This window comes from Streptomyces sp. NPDC058653, assembly GCF_042716895.1.
In the GTDB taxonomy this organism is placed as follows: domain Bacteria; phylum Actinomycetota; class Actinomycetes; order Streptomycetales; family Streptomycetaceae; genus Streptomyces.
This window is the reverse complement of the sequence record NZ_JBHXRM010000014.1, coordinates 52,699-68,577: the sequence shown is the minus strand read 5'-3', so window position 1 is coordinate 68,577 and position 15,879 is coordinate 52,699. Positions and strand designations below refer to the sequence as shown.

General features: G+C 70.7%; 14 protein-coding genes and 1 pseudogene. 4 read left to right on the top strand and 11 right to left on the bottom strand.

From position 1 onward, the window contains the following. Positions 1 to 350: 350 nt before the first annotated feature. The 3 genes and pseudogenes from ACFWU9_RS14790 to ACFWU9_RS14780 form a co-directional block, all read right to left on the bottom strand. Positions 351 to 1,091 carry a dienelactone hydrolase family protein gene (locus ACFWU9_RS14790; protein WP_384318174.1) on the bottom strand — a complete coding sequence of 247 codons (741 nt, stop codon included), beginning with the start codon at positions 1,089 to 1,091 and terminating at the stop codon, positions 351 to 353. Between the two features lie 205 nt (positions 1,092 to 1,296). Beyond that, positions 1,297 to 1,794: pseudogene (locus ACFWU9_RS14785) on the bottom strand (AraC family transcriptional regulator); the annotation flags it as partial. Positions 1,795 to 2,020: 226 nt separating this feature from the next. After that, positions 2,021 to 2,440 (bottom strand): CoA-binding protein, encoded by a 420-nt coding sequence (locus tag ACFWU9_RS14780; protein WP_384318172.1) that lies wholly within the window; start codon positions 2,438 to 2,440, stop codon positions 2,021 to 2,023. A 188-nt stretch (positions 2,441 to 2,628) separates the two neighbouring features. Here ACFWU9_RS14780 and ACFWU9_RS14775 point away from each other — a divergent pair, with 188 nt between their 5' ends. Then, entirely contained in the window at positions 2,629 to 3,585 is a 957-nt protein-coding gene (locus ACFWU9_RS14775) for a LysR substrate-binding domain-containing protein (protein WP_384318170.1), read from the top strand. Between the two features lie 114 nt (positions 3,586 to 3,699). Further along, positions 3,700 to 4,863, top strand: coding sequence for an NAD-dependent formate dehydrogenase (locus ACFWU9_RS14770; protein WP_384318168.1), 1,164 nt, complete (start codon positions 3,700 to 3,702; stop codon positions 4,861 to 4,863). A gap of 157 nt (positions 4,864 to 5,020) precedes the next feature. Here ACFWU9_RS14770 and ACFWU9_RS14765 read toward each other — a convergent pair whose 3' ends face one another. The 5 genes from ACFWU9_RS14765 to ACFWU9_RS14745 form a co-directional block, all read right to left on the bottom strand. Next, the gene (locus ACFWU9_RS14765) at positions 5,021 to 6,850 is read right to left on the bottom strand and encodes a leucine-rich repeat domain-containing protein (protein ID WP_384318166.1); all 1,830 of its coding nucleotides are present in this window, start codon (positions 6,848 to 6,850) and stop codon (positions 5,021 to 5,023) included. Between the two features lie 215 nt (positions 6,851 to 7,065). Beyond that, on the bottom strand, positions 7,066 to 8,814 hold the full coding sequence (locus ACFWU9_RS14760; RefSeq protein WP_384318164.1) for an asparagine synthetase B family protein: 1,749 nt from the start codon (positions 8,812 to 8,814) through the stop codon (positions 7,066 to 7,068). A gap of 133 nt (positions 8,815 to 8,947) precedes the next feature. Further along, positions 8,948 to 9,457, bottom strand: coding sequence for a hypothetical protein (locus ACFWU9_RS14755; protein WP_384318162.1), 510 nt, complete (start codon positions 9,455 to 9,457; stop codon positions 8,948 to 8,950). A gap of 11 nt (positions 9,458 to 9,468) precedes the next feature. After that, the gene (locus tag ACFWU9_RS14750) at positions 9,469 to 10,362 is read right to left on the bottom strand and encodes a hypothetical protein (protein WP_384318160.1); all 894 of its coding nucleotides are present in this window, start codon (positions 10,360 to 10,362) and stop codon (positions 9,469 to 9,471) included. A 59-nt stretch (positions 10,363 to 10,421) separates the two neighbouring features. Continuing rightward, on the bottom strand, positions 10,422 to 11,528 hold the full coding sequence (locus ACFWU9_RS14745; RefSeq protein WP_384318158.1) for a hypothetical protein: 1,107 nt from the start codon (positions 11,526 to 11,528) through the stop codon (positions 10,422 to 10,424). 71 nt (positions 11,529 to 11,599) lie between these two features. Here ACFWU9_RS14745 and ACFWU9_RS14740 point away from each other — a divergent pair, with 71 nt between their 5' ends. Then, entirely contained in the window at positions 11,600 to 12,319 is a 720-nt protein-coding gene (locus tag ACFWU9_RS14740) for a hypothetical protein (RefSeq protein WP_384318156.1), read from the top strand. 87 nt (positions 12,320 to 12,406) lie between these two features. Here the strand turns inward: ACFWU9_RS14740 and ACFWU9_RS14735 are convergent, their stop codons facing one another. The 3 genes from ACFWU9_RS14735 to ACFWU9_RS14725 all read right to left on the bottom strand — a co-directional run bounded on the left by ACFWU9_RS14735 (position 12,407) and on the right by ACFWU9_RS14725 (position 15,051). Next, positions 12,407 to 13,132, bottom strand: coding sequence for a TetR/AcrR family transcriptional regulator (locus ACFWU9_RS14735; protein WP_384318154.1), 726 nt, complete (start codon positions 13,130 to 13,132; stop codon positions 12,407 to 12,409). 38 nt (positions 13,133 to 13,170) lie between these two features. Then, a complete protein-coding gene (locus ACFWU9_RS14730) occupies positions 13,171 to 14,121 on the bottom strand; it encodes an SDR family oxidoreductase (RefSeq protein WP_384318305.1) in 951 nt (316 codons plus the stop codon). A gap of 183 nt (positions 14,122 to 14,304) precedes the next feature. Continuing rightward, the gene (locus ACFWU9_RS14725) at positions 14,305 to 15,051 is read right to left on the bottom strand and encodes an SDR family oxidoreductase (protein WP_384318152.1); all 747 of its coding nucleotides are present in this window, start codon (positions 15,049 to 15,051) and stop codon (positions 14,305 to 14,307) included. A gap of 396 nt (positions 15,052 to 15,447) precedes the next feature. On the opposite strand from ACFWU9_RS14725, the gene ACFWU9_RS14720 reads away from it, so the two are divergent. Next, positions 15,448 to 15,864 (top strand): YciI family protein, encoded by a 417-nt coding sequence (locus tag ACFWU9_RS14720; RefSeq protein WP_384318150.1) that lies wholly within the window; start codon positions 15,448 to 15,450, stop codon positions 15,862 to 15,864. Positions 15,865 to 15,879: the final 15 nt, after the last annotated feature.

The following is a 15,879-nucleotide window of genomic DNA, read 5'->3' as shown; positions in this document are numbered from 1 at the left end:
ACAGCCAGCCGCCCATGAACCCAGGTGAACGCCCTCGCACACAACCCGCTGGCACACCAAGACAGTTGGAAAGCGTCTTGGGGGCAACCCCTCACGAGTTCGAATCTCGTATCCTCCGCCATTGCTCTCACCGGGCAATAGTCGAAGGCCCGCCGTTGCTAGCAATGGCGGGCCTTCGACGTTCGGCTGCACTGGCGACGGCGCCTCCGGCAGACGCCGCCTGGACGAGCTCGTTCGGCGGCCCAACCGTCCTCACCGCGGCTCCTCCGTGGACCGTCAGGCGTCGCTCACAGTGGATGACTTCGAGCAGCGTGGGCCCGTGCCGTAGCGAGCTGTGGAGGGTCGGGGCCTTACCTCAGGTGTCGGGTGAAGAACTGGGCCGCCGAGTCCCCCGCGGACTGCGGGACGCCCGTGTGTCCGCCCATGTTGGCGTGCAGCGACTTCTCCTTGGAGCCGAAGGCGTCGAAGAGGTCCAGGGCCGCCTGCCGGTCGTTCCCCTCGTCGTCCCACTGCAGCAGGACATGCAGCGGGACAGTGACCCGCCGGGCCTCCTCGTACATCGCGCGCGGCACGAGACTTCCGGCGAACAGACCCGCCGCCGCGATTCGGGGCTCGACCACCGCCAGCCGGATGCCGATCGAGATCACTCCGCCCGAGTACCCGACCGGGCCGCCGATCTCGGGCAGCGAAAGGAGGGCGTCCAGGGCGGTCTGCCATTCCGGGACCGCCTTTTCGACCAACGGGAGGATGAGGGCGTCGATAATCTCGTCGCTGACCGGCTCGCCGGCCTCCATCGCCCGGCGCAGATCGGAGCGCGCCCGGTCGGCTGCGGGCCAACGGGGCCGGTCGCCGCTTCCGGGGAGTTCGATGGTGGCCGTGGCGAAGCCCTCCGCCGCGGAGTGCAGCGCTCGGGCCACCAGTCGGGGGTACATCCTGCGCAGCCCGAGGGGAGGGTGGCCGAGCAGGATCAGCGGCACCGGTGCGGACGGGGATGCGGATCCGGGGGTCCAGAGATAGCCCGGGATCTCACCGAGGGTGAATTCGCGTTCGAGGACACCGTCGTCGAGACGCCGCTCGGAAATGACGTGCATGGTCGTGCCTTTCGGGAGTGCTCAGAACGGCGCTCCCGGACGACCTATCGCCCGACCATGACTCCGGAGGGGAGCACCCATGTCGATACTGCGTTCACGGGTACCACCTCCTCGATCTCTCGCACGGCCTCCGGAAAAGTAGCAGTGGTCGTCCTCGTCCGCCCAACGAGTTTTACGGTGCCGCTTGGCCCGCTCGCTCGAAGCGTCAGCGCAGTGCCGCCTCCCCCGTGCGGACCGCGTGCATCGCGCGTTCGGTCGTTTCCCGGTTCTCGCCCACCGGAGCCACGTAGTCCAGCACTCCCCGCGCGGCCTCCTCCCCGAGCGTCCGCGTCATCACCCACGTGGCGAGATACTGCGACGCCAGGCAGCCGCCCGCCGTGGCGATGTTTCCCTCGGCGTGGAACGGCGCGTCCAGCACGGTGACCCCCGCGGCCTCCACGAAAGGCCGGCTCGTCATGTCCGTACAGGCGGGCATTCCGTTCAGGAGCCCCAGCCGGGCCAGTACCAGCGCGCCGGAGCACTGCGCGCCGATCAACTGCCGTGCGGGGTCGAGCGCGAGCCTGGAGAGCAGGGTGTCGTCGGCGACCACTTCTCGCGCCTTCACCCCGCTGCCGATCAGTACGACGTCGGCTTCGCCCACGAACTCCATCGGGCGCCGGCCGGCCACCCCGACGCCGTTCATGGAGGTGCCCGGGGGCAGAGGCTGGCCCGGCGAATGGAGTTCCTCGGGCGACCGTACCCACGTCGCGGGCCATGACCCGTCGATCCGCGCGAGATGCCGATCAGTGGCCGAGGCTCTCCGAAAGGGCCCGGTTACGAGTACTCCGCCAAGTCCGCCGTACGGACCGCGCCCGCCGGCCCCGCGACTCGGGCGGGGCCGGCGGGCGGGTTTACGTCGGACGAGTCATCACCCGGGACGGACGATTACCTCAGAGCAGGCCCAGGCGCGTGATCTCCCGTCCCGCCGAGCGGTCCATCACCATCTGGACGCCGGCCGCCAGGGTCCGCTCGTACGCGGCCTCGTCTATCACGTCCAGCTGGAACCAGACCGCCTTGGCCCCCAGCGTCACCGCCTGGTCGGCGATGGGGCCCGCGAGGTCGGAGTTGACGAATACGTTCACCACATCGATCGCGAAGGGGATGTCCGCCAGGGAGGCGTAGCCCTGTTCGCCTTCCACCGCCTCCGCCTTGGGGTGCACGGGCACCACCTTCTTGCCGATGCGGCGCAGTTTGTCGGCCACGCGGTAGGCGGCCCTTTCGGGGTTGTTGGACAGGCCGACCACTGCCCAGGTGTCTCCGGTGTTGGTCAGGATGTTGCTTGCCGTCGCGTCATCGCCATAGACCGTCATGACGGTCCAACGTCGGCGACGGCCTGGCAGTGCCCGGATGGACGGGGACAGGGGACAGTGGACGAGGGACGCGGGAAGGCGGCAGGGACCGGGATAGGGACGGCGGGAATGGTCGCGGTGACCGCCCCCGTACGTGAGGATGTCCGGAACCGGCGCCCGCCCGGAGCGGAGGGGAGCAACGATTCGTCGTGCTGTTGCGGCAACTGGAGTACCTCGTCGCGCTCGCCCGTGAGCGGCACTTCGCGCGGGCCGCCGACGCCTGCTTCGTCTCGCAGCCCTCGCTCTCCGCCGCGATACGCAAGCTGGAGCACGAACTGGGCGTCCCCATCGTGCGTCGCGGCCGGCGCTTCGAGGGGCTCACGCCGGAGGGCGAGCGGATACTGCTCTGGGCACACCGGATCCTCGCCGAACGCGACGCGCTGCTCCACGAGTTGTCGGTCATGCGCGGCGGCCTCACCGGCACACTGCGGCTGGGCGCCATCCCCACCGCGCTGACGGCCGCGTCCCTGCTCACCACCCCCTTCTGTGAGCAGCACCCGCTCGTCCGCGTCTCGTTGGAGTCGCTGTCGTCGCGCGACATCACCCGGCGGCTGACCTCGTTCGAGCTGGACATCGCCCTGACGTATCTGGACGACGAGAGCCTGCGCCAGGTACGGAGAACGCCCCTGTACGAGGAGCGGTATCTGCTTCTGACACCCCACGACAGCGCGCTCGCAGAGCAACGGTCGGTGCGCTGGGCCGAGGTCGCCGGGCTGCCGCTGTGCCTGCTGTCGCAGCAGATGCGCAACCGCCGCATCATGGACGAGTACTTCGCCGCCGAGGGCGCGAGCGTCACCCCTGCTATCGAGACCGACACCGTCGCCGGCCTCTACACGCACATGGCGGCGGGCCGCTGGTCGAGCGTGATCTCGCACGCCTGGCTGCATATGTTCGGCGTCCCCGACACGATGCGCGTGGTCCCGCTGGTGCATCCCGCGCACGGCCCGCGCGTGGGCCTGGTCATCGCCGACCGCAGCCCCGAACCGGTCCTCGCCAAGGCCCTGTTGGAGACCGCGCGACGGGTGAGCCTGCGCGAGGTGCTGGACGGCCTGCTCGGTACGTATCTGGACCCGGCCCGGGCGCCGCAGGAGAGGCCCGAGCGATAGGCGTTGTCTATCCACGGATAGAAACAACCGCTTTGACCTGGGCCGATGCCAGGGCCGACCGTAAGAGGCACCTTCCGAAGCACTCCGCAGCAACGGACGAGGAGCCGCAACGTCATGGCCAAGATCCTGTGTGTGCTGTACGACGACCCGACCGACGGACAGCCCACCACCTACGCCCGCGACGACCTCCCGGTCATCGACCACTACCCCGGCGGCCAGACCACCCCGACCCCCGAGGGCACCGACTTCACCCCCGGCCATCTGCTGGGCAGCGTCTCCGGTGAACTCGGCCTCCGCTCCTTCCTGGAGAGCCGCGGCCACACACTCGTGGTCACTTCCGACAAGGAAGGCACGGGATCGGTCTTCGACCGCGAGCTGGCGGACGCCGACATCGTGATCTCCCAGCCGTTCTGGCCGGCGTATCTGACGGCCGAGCGCATCGCCGGAGCCAAGAACCTGAAGCTCGCCGTCACCGCCGGCATCGGTTCGGACCACGTCGACCTGGACGCCGCCATCGCGCACGGCGTCACCGTCGCCGAAGTCACCTACTGCAACAGCATCAGCGTCGCCGAGCACGTCGTGATGACGGTCCTCGGCCTCGTACGCAACTTCATCCCGTCCCACCAGATCGTCCTCGACGGCGGCTGGAACATCGCGGACGCCGTCAAGCGCTCGTACGACCTGGAGGGCATGCAGGTCGGCACCGTCGCTGCCGGCCGTATCGGCCTCGCCGTCCTGCGCCGCCTGGCCCCCTTCGACGTCGGCCTCCACTACACCGACCGCCACCGTCTCCCGGAGGCCGTGGAGCAGGAGCTCAACCTCACCTGGCACGAATCGACCGCCGCCATGGTGCCGCACTGCGACGTCGTCACCATCAACGCGCCCCTGCACCCGGAGACCGAGGGCCTGTTCGACGACACCCTCATCGGCACCATGAAGCGCGGCGCCTACCTCATCAACACCGCCCGCGCCAAGATCGTGGACCGCGACGCCGTCGACCGCGCCCTGCGCTCCGGCCAGCTCGCCGGTTACGGCGGCGACGTCTGGTTCCCCCAGCCCGCCCCGGCCGACCACCCCTGGCGCACGATGCCGCACCACGCGATGACCCCGCACATCTCGGGCTCGTCCCTCTCGGCGCAGGCCCGTTACGCGGCCGGCACCCGCGAGATCCTGGAGTCCTACTTCGCCGGCAACCCCATCCGCGACGAGTACCTCATCGTCGAGGGCGGCGCGCTCGCCGGCACCGGAGCGCACTCCTACTCCACCAAGGAGGGCTGAGCGGGCTCCGAGGGAAGCTGACCGGGCCGGCCGCGCCCCCGGCCGGTACCGGGATCCCCGCGATGTGCCGTTGTGTCCGCCATGACGGTGCTCCGGGAACACATGCGACGGGCGGGCGGGCGGGTGAGCGGGCAGCCGGAGGCACTTCCGGCGCCGCTCAGAACGCGTAGGCCGTCGCGCCGCGCGCCTTCAACTCGGCCGCCACCCGGGCACCATCGGGAACGTGCCGGGTGACGTAGTCGCTCAGAAGGAGGTGCGTGAGCCCCTTGATCTCCAGCAGTGGGGCGAACGAGGCCAACTTGTGGGTCGAGGAGAGGCTGAAGTCCAGCTTGGCCAGGGCGGGCAGCCCGGCCAGGCCCGAGACGTCGCGCAGCCCCAGCGAGTAGGCCTTGACCGACTCGATCGAGGTGCTGCCGATCAGGAAGTCGAAGTCGGGCCAGGGCTGGTAGCGGTACTCCAGCACCCGGAGCTCCCTCATCCCTCCCATCGGCGGCGCCTTCAGCCGGTCGCACGACTCGATCTTGATCTTCCGGAGGGTGGGCGACCCGGCCAGGACGTCCAGGGACTCCAGTTGGCGTACGCCCTCCAGCCGCAGTTCGGCCAGCGGCGCCCGGCCGGCCAGACCGTCGGCGTCGTGCAGGACGTCGCACTCGAAGACCTGTACGCGCTCCAGGTTCGGCAGATCACCGACCCGGCCGAGATCGGCCAGGGAGGGGCAGTGGCGTACGTCGAGACTGCGCAGACCAGGAAGGTCCGGCGCACCGTCCAGCGTACGCAGGGTCCGGAACCGGTCGATCAACAGCACGCGCAGATCGGGCAGTTCGGGCAGGAACCCGAGGTCGGGTCCGGCGTCGACGTTCGTCAGGAACAGCCGGCGCGGGGCGGGGGCGCCGGCCAGTGGCGAGAAGTCGGAGAGGGACGCGCAGTTCCGCACCCTGAGCAGGTCGAGGTCGTGCAGCGCCTCGACACCGGCGAGGGAGGTGAGCCGTTCACAGTCGGCGAGTTCGACGGTCTTCAGTCCGGGCAGGCCGCCGATCGCGCGGAGGTCCTGGAGTTCGACGCATTCGGTGAGCACCAGTTCGGTGACGCCGGGGTGGTGGCCGAGGCCGTCCAGGGACCTGAGGCGGCGGAGCTTGTCCATCCGCAGCACCCGCAGCGAGGGCATGGCGTCGATGCCCTTGAGGGTGGTGAGGTGCGCGCAACTGGTGAGATCCAGCTCGGTCACCGCGCCGACATCCGTCAGGGCCGACAGATCCCTGATGCCGGTCCAGCCGAGATCGAGTGTGGCGAGCCGGCGCAGCCCGCTGAGCGGACCGATGTCACGCAGGCTCCGGCAGCCCTGGAGGTTGAGGGATTCCAGGCCGGGCAGCGCGGCGCCGAGTCCGGAGACCGACGCGACACCGGTGACGCTGAGGTCGAGACTGCGCAGCGCGCGCAGGCTCCGCAGCGGGGCGATGTCCTTGACCTTGCGGCAGCGGTGCAGCCCCAGGCTCTCCAGGGCGGAGAGGCCGGCGAGGGGCGTGAGGTCGTCGACGGCCGAACAGCCGCCCAGGTCGAGGCTGGTGAGCCCGGTGAACTCGGCGAGCGGCGCGAGATCGGTGAGCCCGGCGCAGCGGTCCAGCCGGAGGCCGCGCAGGACGGGCGCGAGATGCCGCAGGCCGGCCGGGACGGTCTTGCTGACCTTCAGGTCGGTGCGGTTCTCCCGTACGTAGGCGGGGAGAAGGAGCAGTTCGGCGAAGCCGTCCGGGTCGGCGACCTTCGGCCACAGCTTCAGCAGCGCGTCGGTGGTGGGCTCCCCGACGGCCGCGAACCGCGCCGCGAGCGCCATGGCTTGCGCGGGGTCGACGGGTGGTGCGCCGGCGGGCCGGACGAGGAGTTCGCGTACGGCCTTACGGGCGCGCGGCGCCTTGACGGTGGCCAGCAGGTCGCGCAGGGCTTCGAGTTCGGCCGCCCCTTCGGAGGGGCCAGCGATCCGAGAGGTGCTCATGGCACCGCAGGATATGCACCGGGTGGGAGGGGGACGGGGGGTGGGGCACGGGGGGTGGCGCGCTCGGGGCGGGGTGCGGGGAGCAGCGCGCGCGCCGGTGGCGGGGGTGAGGCTCTGGATGACCGGATTCACCGGGTCGTACGCCTCGGCCGCGCAGTACGGCGGCAGGCGCGGTTCTCGAATCGCCCGGGCCACCCGGCCGCCCGCGACCTCCTCTACGCCCCCACCTCGAACGAACGCAGCCACAGCTCCAGCGTGAGGACCAGCCACAGCTTGCCTCCCTGGCGTGGCAGCAGCGTCCCCTCCCGGCGGAGCCAGGAACAGATCGTGTCCTCGCGGAACAGGCCACGGGCGCGCGCCGCCCTGCCGAGCAGCAGGTCGTGACCCAGCTCGCGCAGGGGTCCGTCCAGCCACTGCTGGACCGGTACCCGCATTCCGCTCTTCGGGCGGTCCACGATCGTCGGCGGCAGCAGGTCCCGTACCGCCTCCTTGAGGATCCACTTCTCGCTCGTCCCCGCGAGCTTCAGCCGGGGCGGCACACGGAACGCGTGGTCGACCACCGCGCGGTCGAACAGCGGGGCGCGGCCCTCCAGCCCCTGGGAGGCGGTGATGCGCTCGACCTTGGTGAGGATGTGGTGGGCGCCCTTGGTCCGCAGATTGGTGTGCAGCAACTGGTTGAGCAGACTCGTCATCCGCCCCTGCGCCAGATACGGCGCCAGCGCGTCCGTCACCGGCGCCGCGTCCGCCAGCTCGGCCAGCACACCGGGCGTCAGCAGGACGGGCAGATCGGCGTGGCACTTGCGGTACGAGTCCACGTAGGCCCGTGCGCGTGAGTCCACGCCCGGCTCGTCGCGGTGCAGTTCATGGATGAGCATCGGCAGGTTCTTGGGGCCGCCGAAGACCGGGTCGCCGCCCTCCCCGTTGAGCACGACGCTCATACCGTCCGCGGCCACCGCCTCGGCGAGCATCAGGTTGGGCACGGTGAGCGGGTCGCCGACCGGACTGTCCAGCAGCGCGACGGTCTCCGGCAGCCGTGCCGCGACCGCCTCGCCGGGGACGGTCAGGACCTGGTGCTCGGTGTGGCAGTGGGCGGCGACCAGTCCGGAGTAGGCGAGCTCGTTCGGGGCGTCACCGCCGAAGCTGATCGAGTACGACCGGACGGCCTGGTCGTGCAGTTTGGCGGCGAGCGCGGTGACCAGGCTGCTGTCCACGCCGCCGGAGAGCAGCACACCGACCGGTTCGGCGACCGGCAGCCGCCGGGCGGTGGCGGACTCCAGCAACTCGCGCAGCTCCCGGGCGTGTTCGGCCGCCGGGCGCTCGTCCGCCACCTCGGCCGGCTCCCAGTACGTCTCCTCCACCGTGGATCCGTCCGCCTTGAGCCGTACGCACCGGCCCGGCAGCACTTCCTGGATCCCGCGCAGGAGCGTCTCCCTGCCCGGGAGGTAGGCGAAGGTCAGGAACGAGCGGACCGCCGGCAGATGCAGTCCGGTGTCGAGCGCGGGCCAGCGCTGGAGCGCGCGCAGGGAGGTGGAGGCCGCCCAGGCGGCCCGGTCGCCGGTGCCGGCGCGGGCGTGGAAGAGGGTGCGGGCGCCCACGTGGTCGCGGACGAGGACGAGTTCGTCGCGTTCGACGATGGCGAGGGCGAACATGCCGTCGGCGGCGGCCAGTCCGGCGGTGCCGAGCCTGGCGTACGCGCGCAGCAGCAGCTCACCGTCGGTGCAGTCGCCGGGGACGCCCTCCGCACCGGCCGAGCCGAGCCGGGCACGGAGTTCGGGCGCGTTGTGGAGGGTGACCTCGCCGATCGCGTACACCTCGCCCACCCGGTACGGCCCCGTGGCGGCGCCGGGTCCGTCGAGCAGGCCCAGCGCGTGGTGGCCCGCCCGCGTCGGCACCGGCCGGCCGCCCATCGCGGCGACCTGACCGGCCGGGTCGTCGGCGGTCAGACACGCACACCAGCGGGACATCGTGTCCTCTTTCTTCCGTGATCCCGGCGGTCCGGTCAGGCGGGCGGCCGGGGCAGCCGGGTGCGGCGCGGTCGGGTGCGGCGCGGTCGGCCGGATGTGGGCGGGTGCGGCCGACGCGACCGACCGTACGGGCTCAGCCGAAGTCGTCGTCGCTGTCGGCGGAACCGCCGTCGAAGTCCCCGTAACCGTCCGCGGAGCCCCCGCCGTCGCCGCCGCTCGACGCGCTCGCCTCGGCCTGGCGGCGCATCTCCTCCTCCTCTTCCGTGGTGAGGGAGGCGGGCGGCATGACGAGCGTGCCGAGGACGGCGCCGGCGGTCACCGCGCCGAGGACCGTGCCCATCCGGCCGCTGAACGAGGTCCGGTTCACCGTCAGCACCCCGTCGCTCCACAGCGTCCGGCCGTAACCGGCCTCCCTGCCGTAGATCGCCGGGCGTCCGTCCGCGTACACGCGCTTGACTATGCGCCGGCCGAGCAGCTCGTCGGTACCCGAACCACCGCGTTCGTCCCGCCACCGCACGATCCGGCGGCTGCCGCCGTCGGCGGTGCGCCACTCCTGGCGGCCGTCCGAGTAGCGCCGGTGGACCGTGCGGTCGGCGAGCAGCTCGTCGCTGTAGGTGATCTCCCGCCTATGCGGCTGCGGCACTGCGGTTCCTCTCATGAGGTGGGCCAGCTCAGGAACCCCGCGTGGCGCGCCTGACGAAGCTCGGCCAACTGCGAACGGGGCGCGCGCACTTCCCGTACGAGACGGTGCACCGTACGGATCAGTGACGCCGGGTTCACGGCGGCCAGTTCCACGAATCTGCCGCGTCGCAGCCAGTCGCGCTCCCAGCGGCTGAGGGCGGACGCGAGCCCCGGAGCGGCACCGGCACCGGCCCCGCCCAGGGCACCGGCGGCGGCAGCGGGGCCCGGCCAGTGGCCCGGTATCGCCGCGTAGGCCGGTCCACGGCCGTGGACCAGATGGAGCGCGCCGGCCTGCCGGGGCCGCAGCCCCAGCGGGACGACCCGCACCCCGTCGGGTATGTCGGCCGTCCGGGCGAACCGCGCGGGGAAGGTGAGCCCGTGCGCGCTCGCGTCGTGCAGCAGATAGACCGTCGCCCGCTCGGCCAGTGAGAGCATCCTCAACACGCCTGTGTCGAGAGGCAGTTCGGACGCCCCGTAGACCGGGCAGGCCGACTCCATCGGCACCCCGTTGGCCCGCAGCATGGCGGCGATGTCGTCGGACTCGCACACCAGCAGCCTCGGCAGGCCGTAGTCGAAGAGGTCGGGCTCCGGGGTGTGCCGCCCGGCCACCTGCGGGGGTCCGGGCACGACGGGCGGCAGGAGACCGTCCACCGATTCCGGGCCGAGGCGTTGCAGGGCGCCCCGGAAGGCGCCGTACGTCAGCGCGGGGGCCGACGTGAAGTGGGTGCGCCGGGGCGCCCGGTGCCACGGCAGCAGCACCCGGCACACCTCGTAGTACAACTGCCTCTCCGTGAAGTGCAGTTGACCGGGCGCGGCAGCCTTCTCGGCCGCCGTACGCAGCACCCGGTCCAGGATCGCCTGTCGCATGTGCCCCGCCTGCCCCGCCTCGCCCGCATACGCCGAGTCCGTCAGGTGCCCCGGGTCCCTCATGACGCCGAGGGCCAGGTGAGGAATCCGACCTGCTGGGCACGCCCCCGGTCGGGGTCGGCTATCCCCTCCGCCCGGTCCACGGCCCGTGCGAGCACGGTCAGCAGCTTCGCCGGTGTCACGGAGGCGACCGGCGACCACCAGCCACGGGACAGCCAGTCGGCCTCCGCCTCCGTGAGCCGCGACAAGTTGGCCGCGATGATGTCCGGATCGCCGTCGTCCAGCGGCTTCCGCAGCCGCACGGCATGGGGGTTGTCCTTCACGGTGCGCGGCAGCATCCCGGCGACCACCACCCGGTCACCGAGCGCCGCCCTGGCCGCGGACGCGAAGGCGAGCCCGGCCGGACTGGCGTCGTGCAGGACTATCCCCACCGGCCCCGCTCCGCCAGGGGCGTTCGGGTCGCTCGGTATCCTCCCGAGCTGGTCCACCGTCTGCGCCAGCGCGAGGGAGTGCTTCTCGTGCGCGCCGTTCAGCACGGCGCAGGCCAGCACGGTGGGATCGGGACAGAGGAGGACCAGCTTCGGCGGGGCGCCGTCCGGGACCAGGGGATACAGCTGGCGTCCCTCGGGCGCGAGCCCGGCCGGCGGCGTGCCGTAGACGGTGGTCCAGCGGTCGATCACCGAGGTCTTGAAGTCGTCGAACGGCATCGGCACCTCGACCGTGCCGGTCCACAGCGAGCGGCGGGCAGCGCGGATGCTCCGCACGATCGCCAGGACGACGAAGACGGCGGCGGCCGAGAGCGTGACCCAGATGACACCCGGATTGAACTCGGAGAGGGCGATGATCACCCACGAGACGGCTGCCGCGAGAAGCACCGCGCCGAAGGCGAGACATCCGTACAGGCCCGGTTCGGGGTTGGTGCGGTTGCGCGCGGCGGCGTAATAGAGCTGGGTGGGCGTGTAGCGAAGCCCCTCGCCGTCGCCGAGCTTCTCGATGAGCTTCCGCATCCGGACGTCATGCAGGCGCAGCTTGTTCTCTCTGGGTTCGAGAGCGAAGGCACGCTTGCAGCTCGGGCACAACCCGTTGCCCCGGTCCCGAAGCCGGGCGTCCGTGCCACAGTGCGGGCAGATCATGGCGGCCCCCTCCAACTGCCCTGAGAAGCGCATGGTTTCGTTGTGTCGAACGGACAGATCCTAGACGATGGAGCTTGATTCAGATGTCCAATTCCGGTACGCGAATGAAACGCGAGGCGAACGCAGAGAACGAGGTCCATGACATCTCCGAATTCACTGACGCGGCGAGGAACGTCGTCACGCCGGTCCTTCAACTCCCCCCTGACATCGCTCTGGCCGTGGTGAACGCCTTCACGAAGGTCGTGAGAGACGCGAAGAGAAGCGAATCGGCGACCACGATGGACAGAGACGGGATAACCCGTTTCCAGACCTTCGAGGAGGGCGATGTCTATATGCTCGAAGCGCCCTTCGACGACTTCTTCGCCGATCGCTATCTGATGGATTTCTACAATGTCGAGGAGCGCGGTGTCTGCTCCCGTATGCATATGCACACCGGTCTGCGATTCGTGCGGATGATGACCGGCCCGGAGACACGCATCCGGGTGAGCAGCCTCTCCCCGTTCGAGATCACCGGCGTGAGCGGCGTAACTCCCTTCACTCTGCGCTCATTCGAGGACACGCTGCCCGACACCCCGCCGGGCGTGGTGCGGACCCGCTACAACCTGGTCGTGCCGCCCTGCTCCTTCGTGGACATGCAGATCCCGCGTGGGGTGAGCCACCAGTTCAACGCCGTCGGCGAGCACGCCGTGATCGATTCCGTGCACCCGGAGGAGTCGGTGGAGACATTCCGCGAGAAGATGTCCGGCTACAAGATGATGGCCCAGACGGTATTTCTGGCGGATGAACTCCCCGCGTCGGACACCTGCGCGGATCTGCCCACCTGACCCCGCACCCGGCGGAACGCGCGACGCGACCGCAGAGCGACCTGCACCGTGACGTGCCCCACGGAGCCCCGACGGCGTGTGGAGCCGCTACTCGCCGCCTTCGGCCTCGGCCGAGGTCGTGGAGAGCCGGCGCAGCCACTCCGTCATCAGGGCCTTCTCTCCGGTGCTGAGCCCCGACTCGCCCGACCGTCCCAGCAGCACGTTCAACTGCGCCGCCGCCGCGGGCAGCCGAGTCCTCCGTGCGGGCCGATCGGCACGCTCCTCCATCACCTCCGGGGTGAAGACGGTGGCGTGGACGGCGTCCCGGACCCGACGGGAGGTGTCCCTGTCGGTGAAGGTCGAGGGACGGGCGACGAGCATCAGGGCCACCCCGACGTTGGCGGACATGACGACCTGGGCGGCCGCCTCGGGCGCCAGCCGCAACTTGCCCTCCGCCGCGGCCCGCCGAAGGTCCCTGGTGAGGATCTCGTGCGACTCCAGGGCCGCCGCCGGAGGCGTACGCATCGCGGGGGAGTACATCAGCCGGTAGAGGTTCGGGTTGTCGAGCGCGAACTCGACATGTGTGTCCCAGCCCTTGCGGAGATCCTCTATGGGGTCGTCCTCCGGGGTCCGCTCGCGCTTGGTCTCCAGGTATCTGTCGAAGCCGTAGTCGACGACTGCGGACAGCAGCCCTTCCTTGTCCCCGAAGTGCCGGTAGAGCGCCGGGGCGCCCACCTGCGCGGCGTCGCACACGGCCCGGGTGGACACGTCCCCGTTGGGCGAATCGGCGACCAGCCGTGCCGCGACTTCGAGGATCCGCGCTCGTGTGCTCATGGCGGACGACCGTATCAAGGGCTCCGTAGCGCTGTTACTCACCACGAGGCGACACGCGAGGCGGTCCGCGCATCCGCACGCGTAGTGCTGCACGTGGTGGTGTGCGGGGCGAGGAGGTCGGCCAGGCCGATACGGGTCAGGAACTCGGCCCTTATTCGGTCCGCGACCCGGCTGACCTCTTCGGAGCCGTCGTTCACCGGGTCCACATGGACCCTGAACGGTCGTGATCCGTACGGGGCGTCCACCACGGCGACGATGGCGTCGGCGACCTGCGACACGTCGGCGTCGGCCGGCGCGAGTGCGGCCAGGCTCCGGCCGACCTGGTCCATGAGCCCTCCGTACCGCTCCTCGTACTCGGCGACGACGGTCTGCTCGGACGGGTGCCCGCCGCTGATGAAGTGATTGGTGCCGGAGGTGAAGGAGCCGGGGACCACGATGCTGGTCTCGATCCCGAAGCGGGCCAGCTCGGCGGCGTACGAGACGGCGAGGGAGTCCATGGCGGCCTTCGCGGCGAAGTACGGCGCGAGGTAGGGCGGGGTGCCGCCACGGCTGGACGTGGAACCTATCCACAGGACCAGTCCATGCCCCTGAGCCCGTAGATGAGGCAGGAGGGACCTGTTGACGCGCTGGGTGCCGAGCACGTTCGTGTCGTAGACGGCCATCAGCTCCTCGGGCGTGAACGCCTCGGTGGGGCCGGTGACCATATGGCCGGCGTTGTGCACGATCACGTCGATCCCGCCGGTCTCGGCCAGCACCGTGGCCGTGGCGGCGTCGACGGACTCCTGGGAGAGCACGTCCAACTCCACCGTACGGAGGCGCACTCCGTGCTCGGAGGCGTACGCGCGCGCCTCGGCGACCCGGTCCGCGTTACGGCCCGTGGTGTGGCGCATCGCGGCATAGACGGTGTGCCCGGCCCGGGCGAGCGAGCGCGCGGCGAGCGCTCCGAAGCCGGAACCGGCACCCGTGATCACAATGGTCTTGCCGTTCATCGCGGGCGCGGCGGTCGTCGCGTTCACCGTGTTCATCGCGGGCGCGGCGGTCGCGTCCGTCGCGGCAGCCTCGGCTGTCGTCGCACCGGTCTCGGCGCCGTTGCCGGGTGTCGGGGTGTCACTCATGGCGGAACTCCTCGAAGAAGTCGGAAGAATCGGCAGGGCTGCCCGGCGCGAAGGGCCTCAGATGATGCCGCCGTTGGCACGCAGGACCTGGCCGTTGACCCAGCGCGCGGGTCCGGCGAGGAAGGAGACGACCTCGGCTATGTCCTCCGGCCGGCCGAGCCGCTCCAGCGGCGCCTGCGCGGCCATCCGCGCGATGGTCTCCTCGTCCTTGCCGTCCAGGAACAGGTCCGTGGCCGTCGGTCCCGGAGCCACCGCGTTGACAGTGATGTCGCGTCCGCGCAGCTCCCTCGCGAGGATCAGCGTCATCGCCTCGACCGCGCCCTTGCTTGCCGCGTAGGCCGTGTATCCCGGGAAGGCCAGACCCAGCACCGAGCTGGAGAAGTTGATGATCGCCCCGCCGCTCCGCAGCCGGCGCGCGGCCTGCTGGTCGACCACGAACGTGCCCCGGATGTTGGTGCGGTGCATCCGGTCCAGCGCGTCCAGCTCGGTGTCGACCAGCGGCGTGACCGACATCACACCTGCCGCGTGCACGAGGACGTCGACGCCCCCGAAGGCCTCCTCCGCCGCGTCGAAGAGCGCCGACACCGCGGCCTCGTCGGCCACATCGGCGGGGAAGGCGATGGCGGTCCCGCCCGCTTCGGTGATGGCGGCCACCGTCTCCTTCGCCGCCGGCCGGTTCCCCGCGTAGTTGACGACGACGGCGTGTCCGTCGGCCGCCAGGCGCTGCGCGCTCTCCCGCCCTATCCCGCGCGAGGCTCCGGTGACGATCACCACTCGACGCGCCGCGCTCGGCTGCTCGCTCATGACGTATCTCCCTGTATCGAAGGACGGATGCCCGACGGCTGCTACCGCAGGGGTGCGGGCGTGCGGGCGGACGCACCGACGCACCGGCGTGGAACATGCCAACGAGGCCTCGACCGACCGGGATGGCGGTCTCCGCCTCGCGACAAGAGCAACGCTAACATCTCTGACGTAGCGTCGCTACCCCCTTTCGTAACGTCGCTACTCCAGCTCCACCAAGACCGCTACGTTCGCGTCCCGCCCCCGACCCCGCCACCCATGCCGACCTGCGGTTACGGACGCGCGTCGGAGTGATTCGAAAAAAAGTCGCCCGAGCTGTCGAGAACCCGTCATCGGCTCCGACGTCCCCTGTGAGAGTTGCCCGGAAGAGGCGACACCACGGAAATAGGGAGTGACGTCATGAAGTATCTGGTGATGGTCCAGGGTTCTCAGATCGACTACGACGCCATGAACGGCAAGGCGTCCGAGCACAGCCCGGCCTGGAACGAGAAGGACATGCAGGCGATGTTCGCCTTCATGGGAGAGATCAACAACGACCTCGCCGAGTCCGGTGAACTCGTCGACGCAAACGGCCTGGCCGCCCCCTCGCAGACGCGCTTCGTCAGCGCGGACAAGGACGGCAAGCCCGTGATCACGGACGGACCGTACGGCGAGACGAAGGAACTGGCCGCGGGCTACTGGGTGCTCGACTGCGCCAGCCTGGACCGGGTCACCGAGATCGCGGCCCGCGTCGCGAGGTGCCCCCAGCCCGAGGGCGCCCCGGTCTACCCCGTCGTCATCCGGCCCATCCCGGCCGGTCCGGGAGCGGATGCCTGAGTCGTCGCGCGCGCC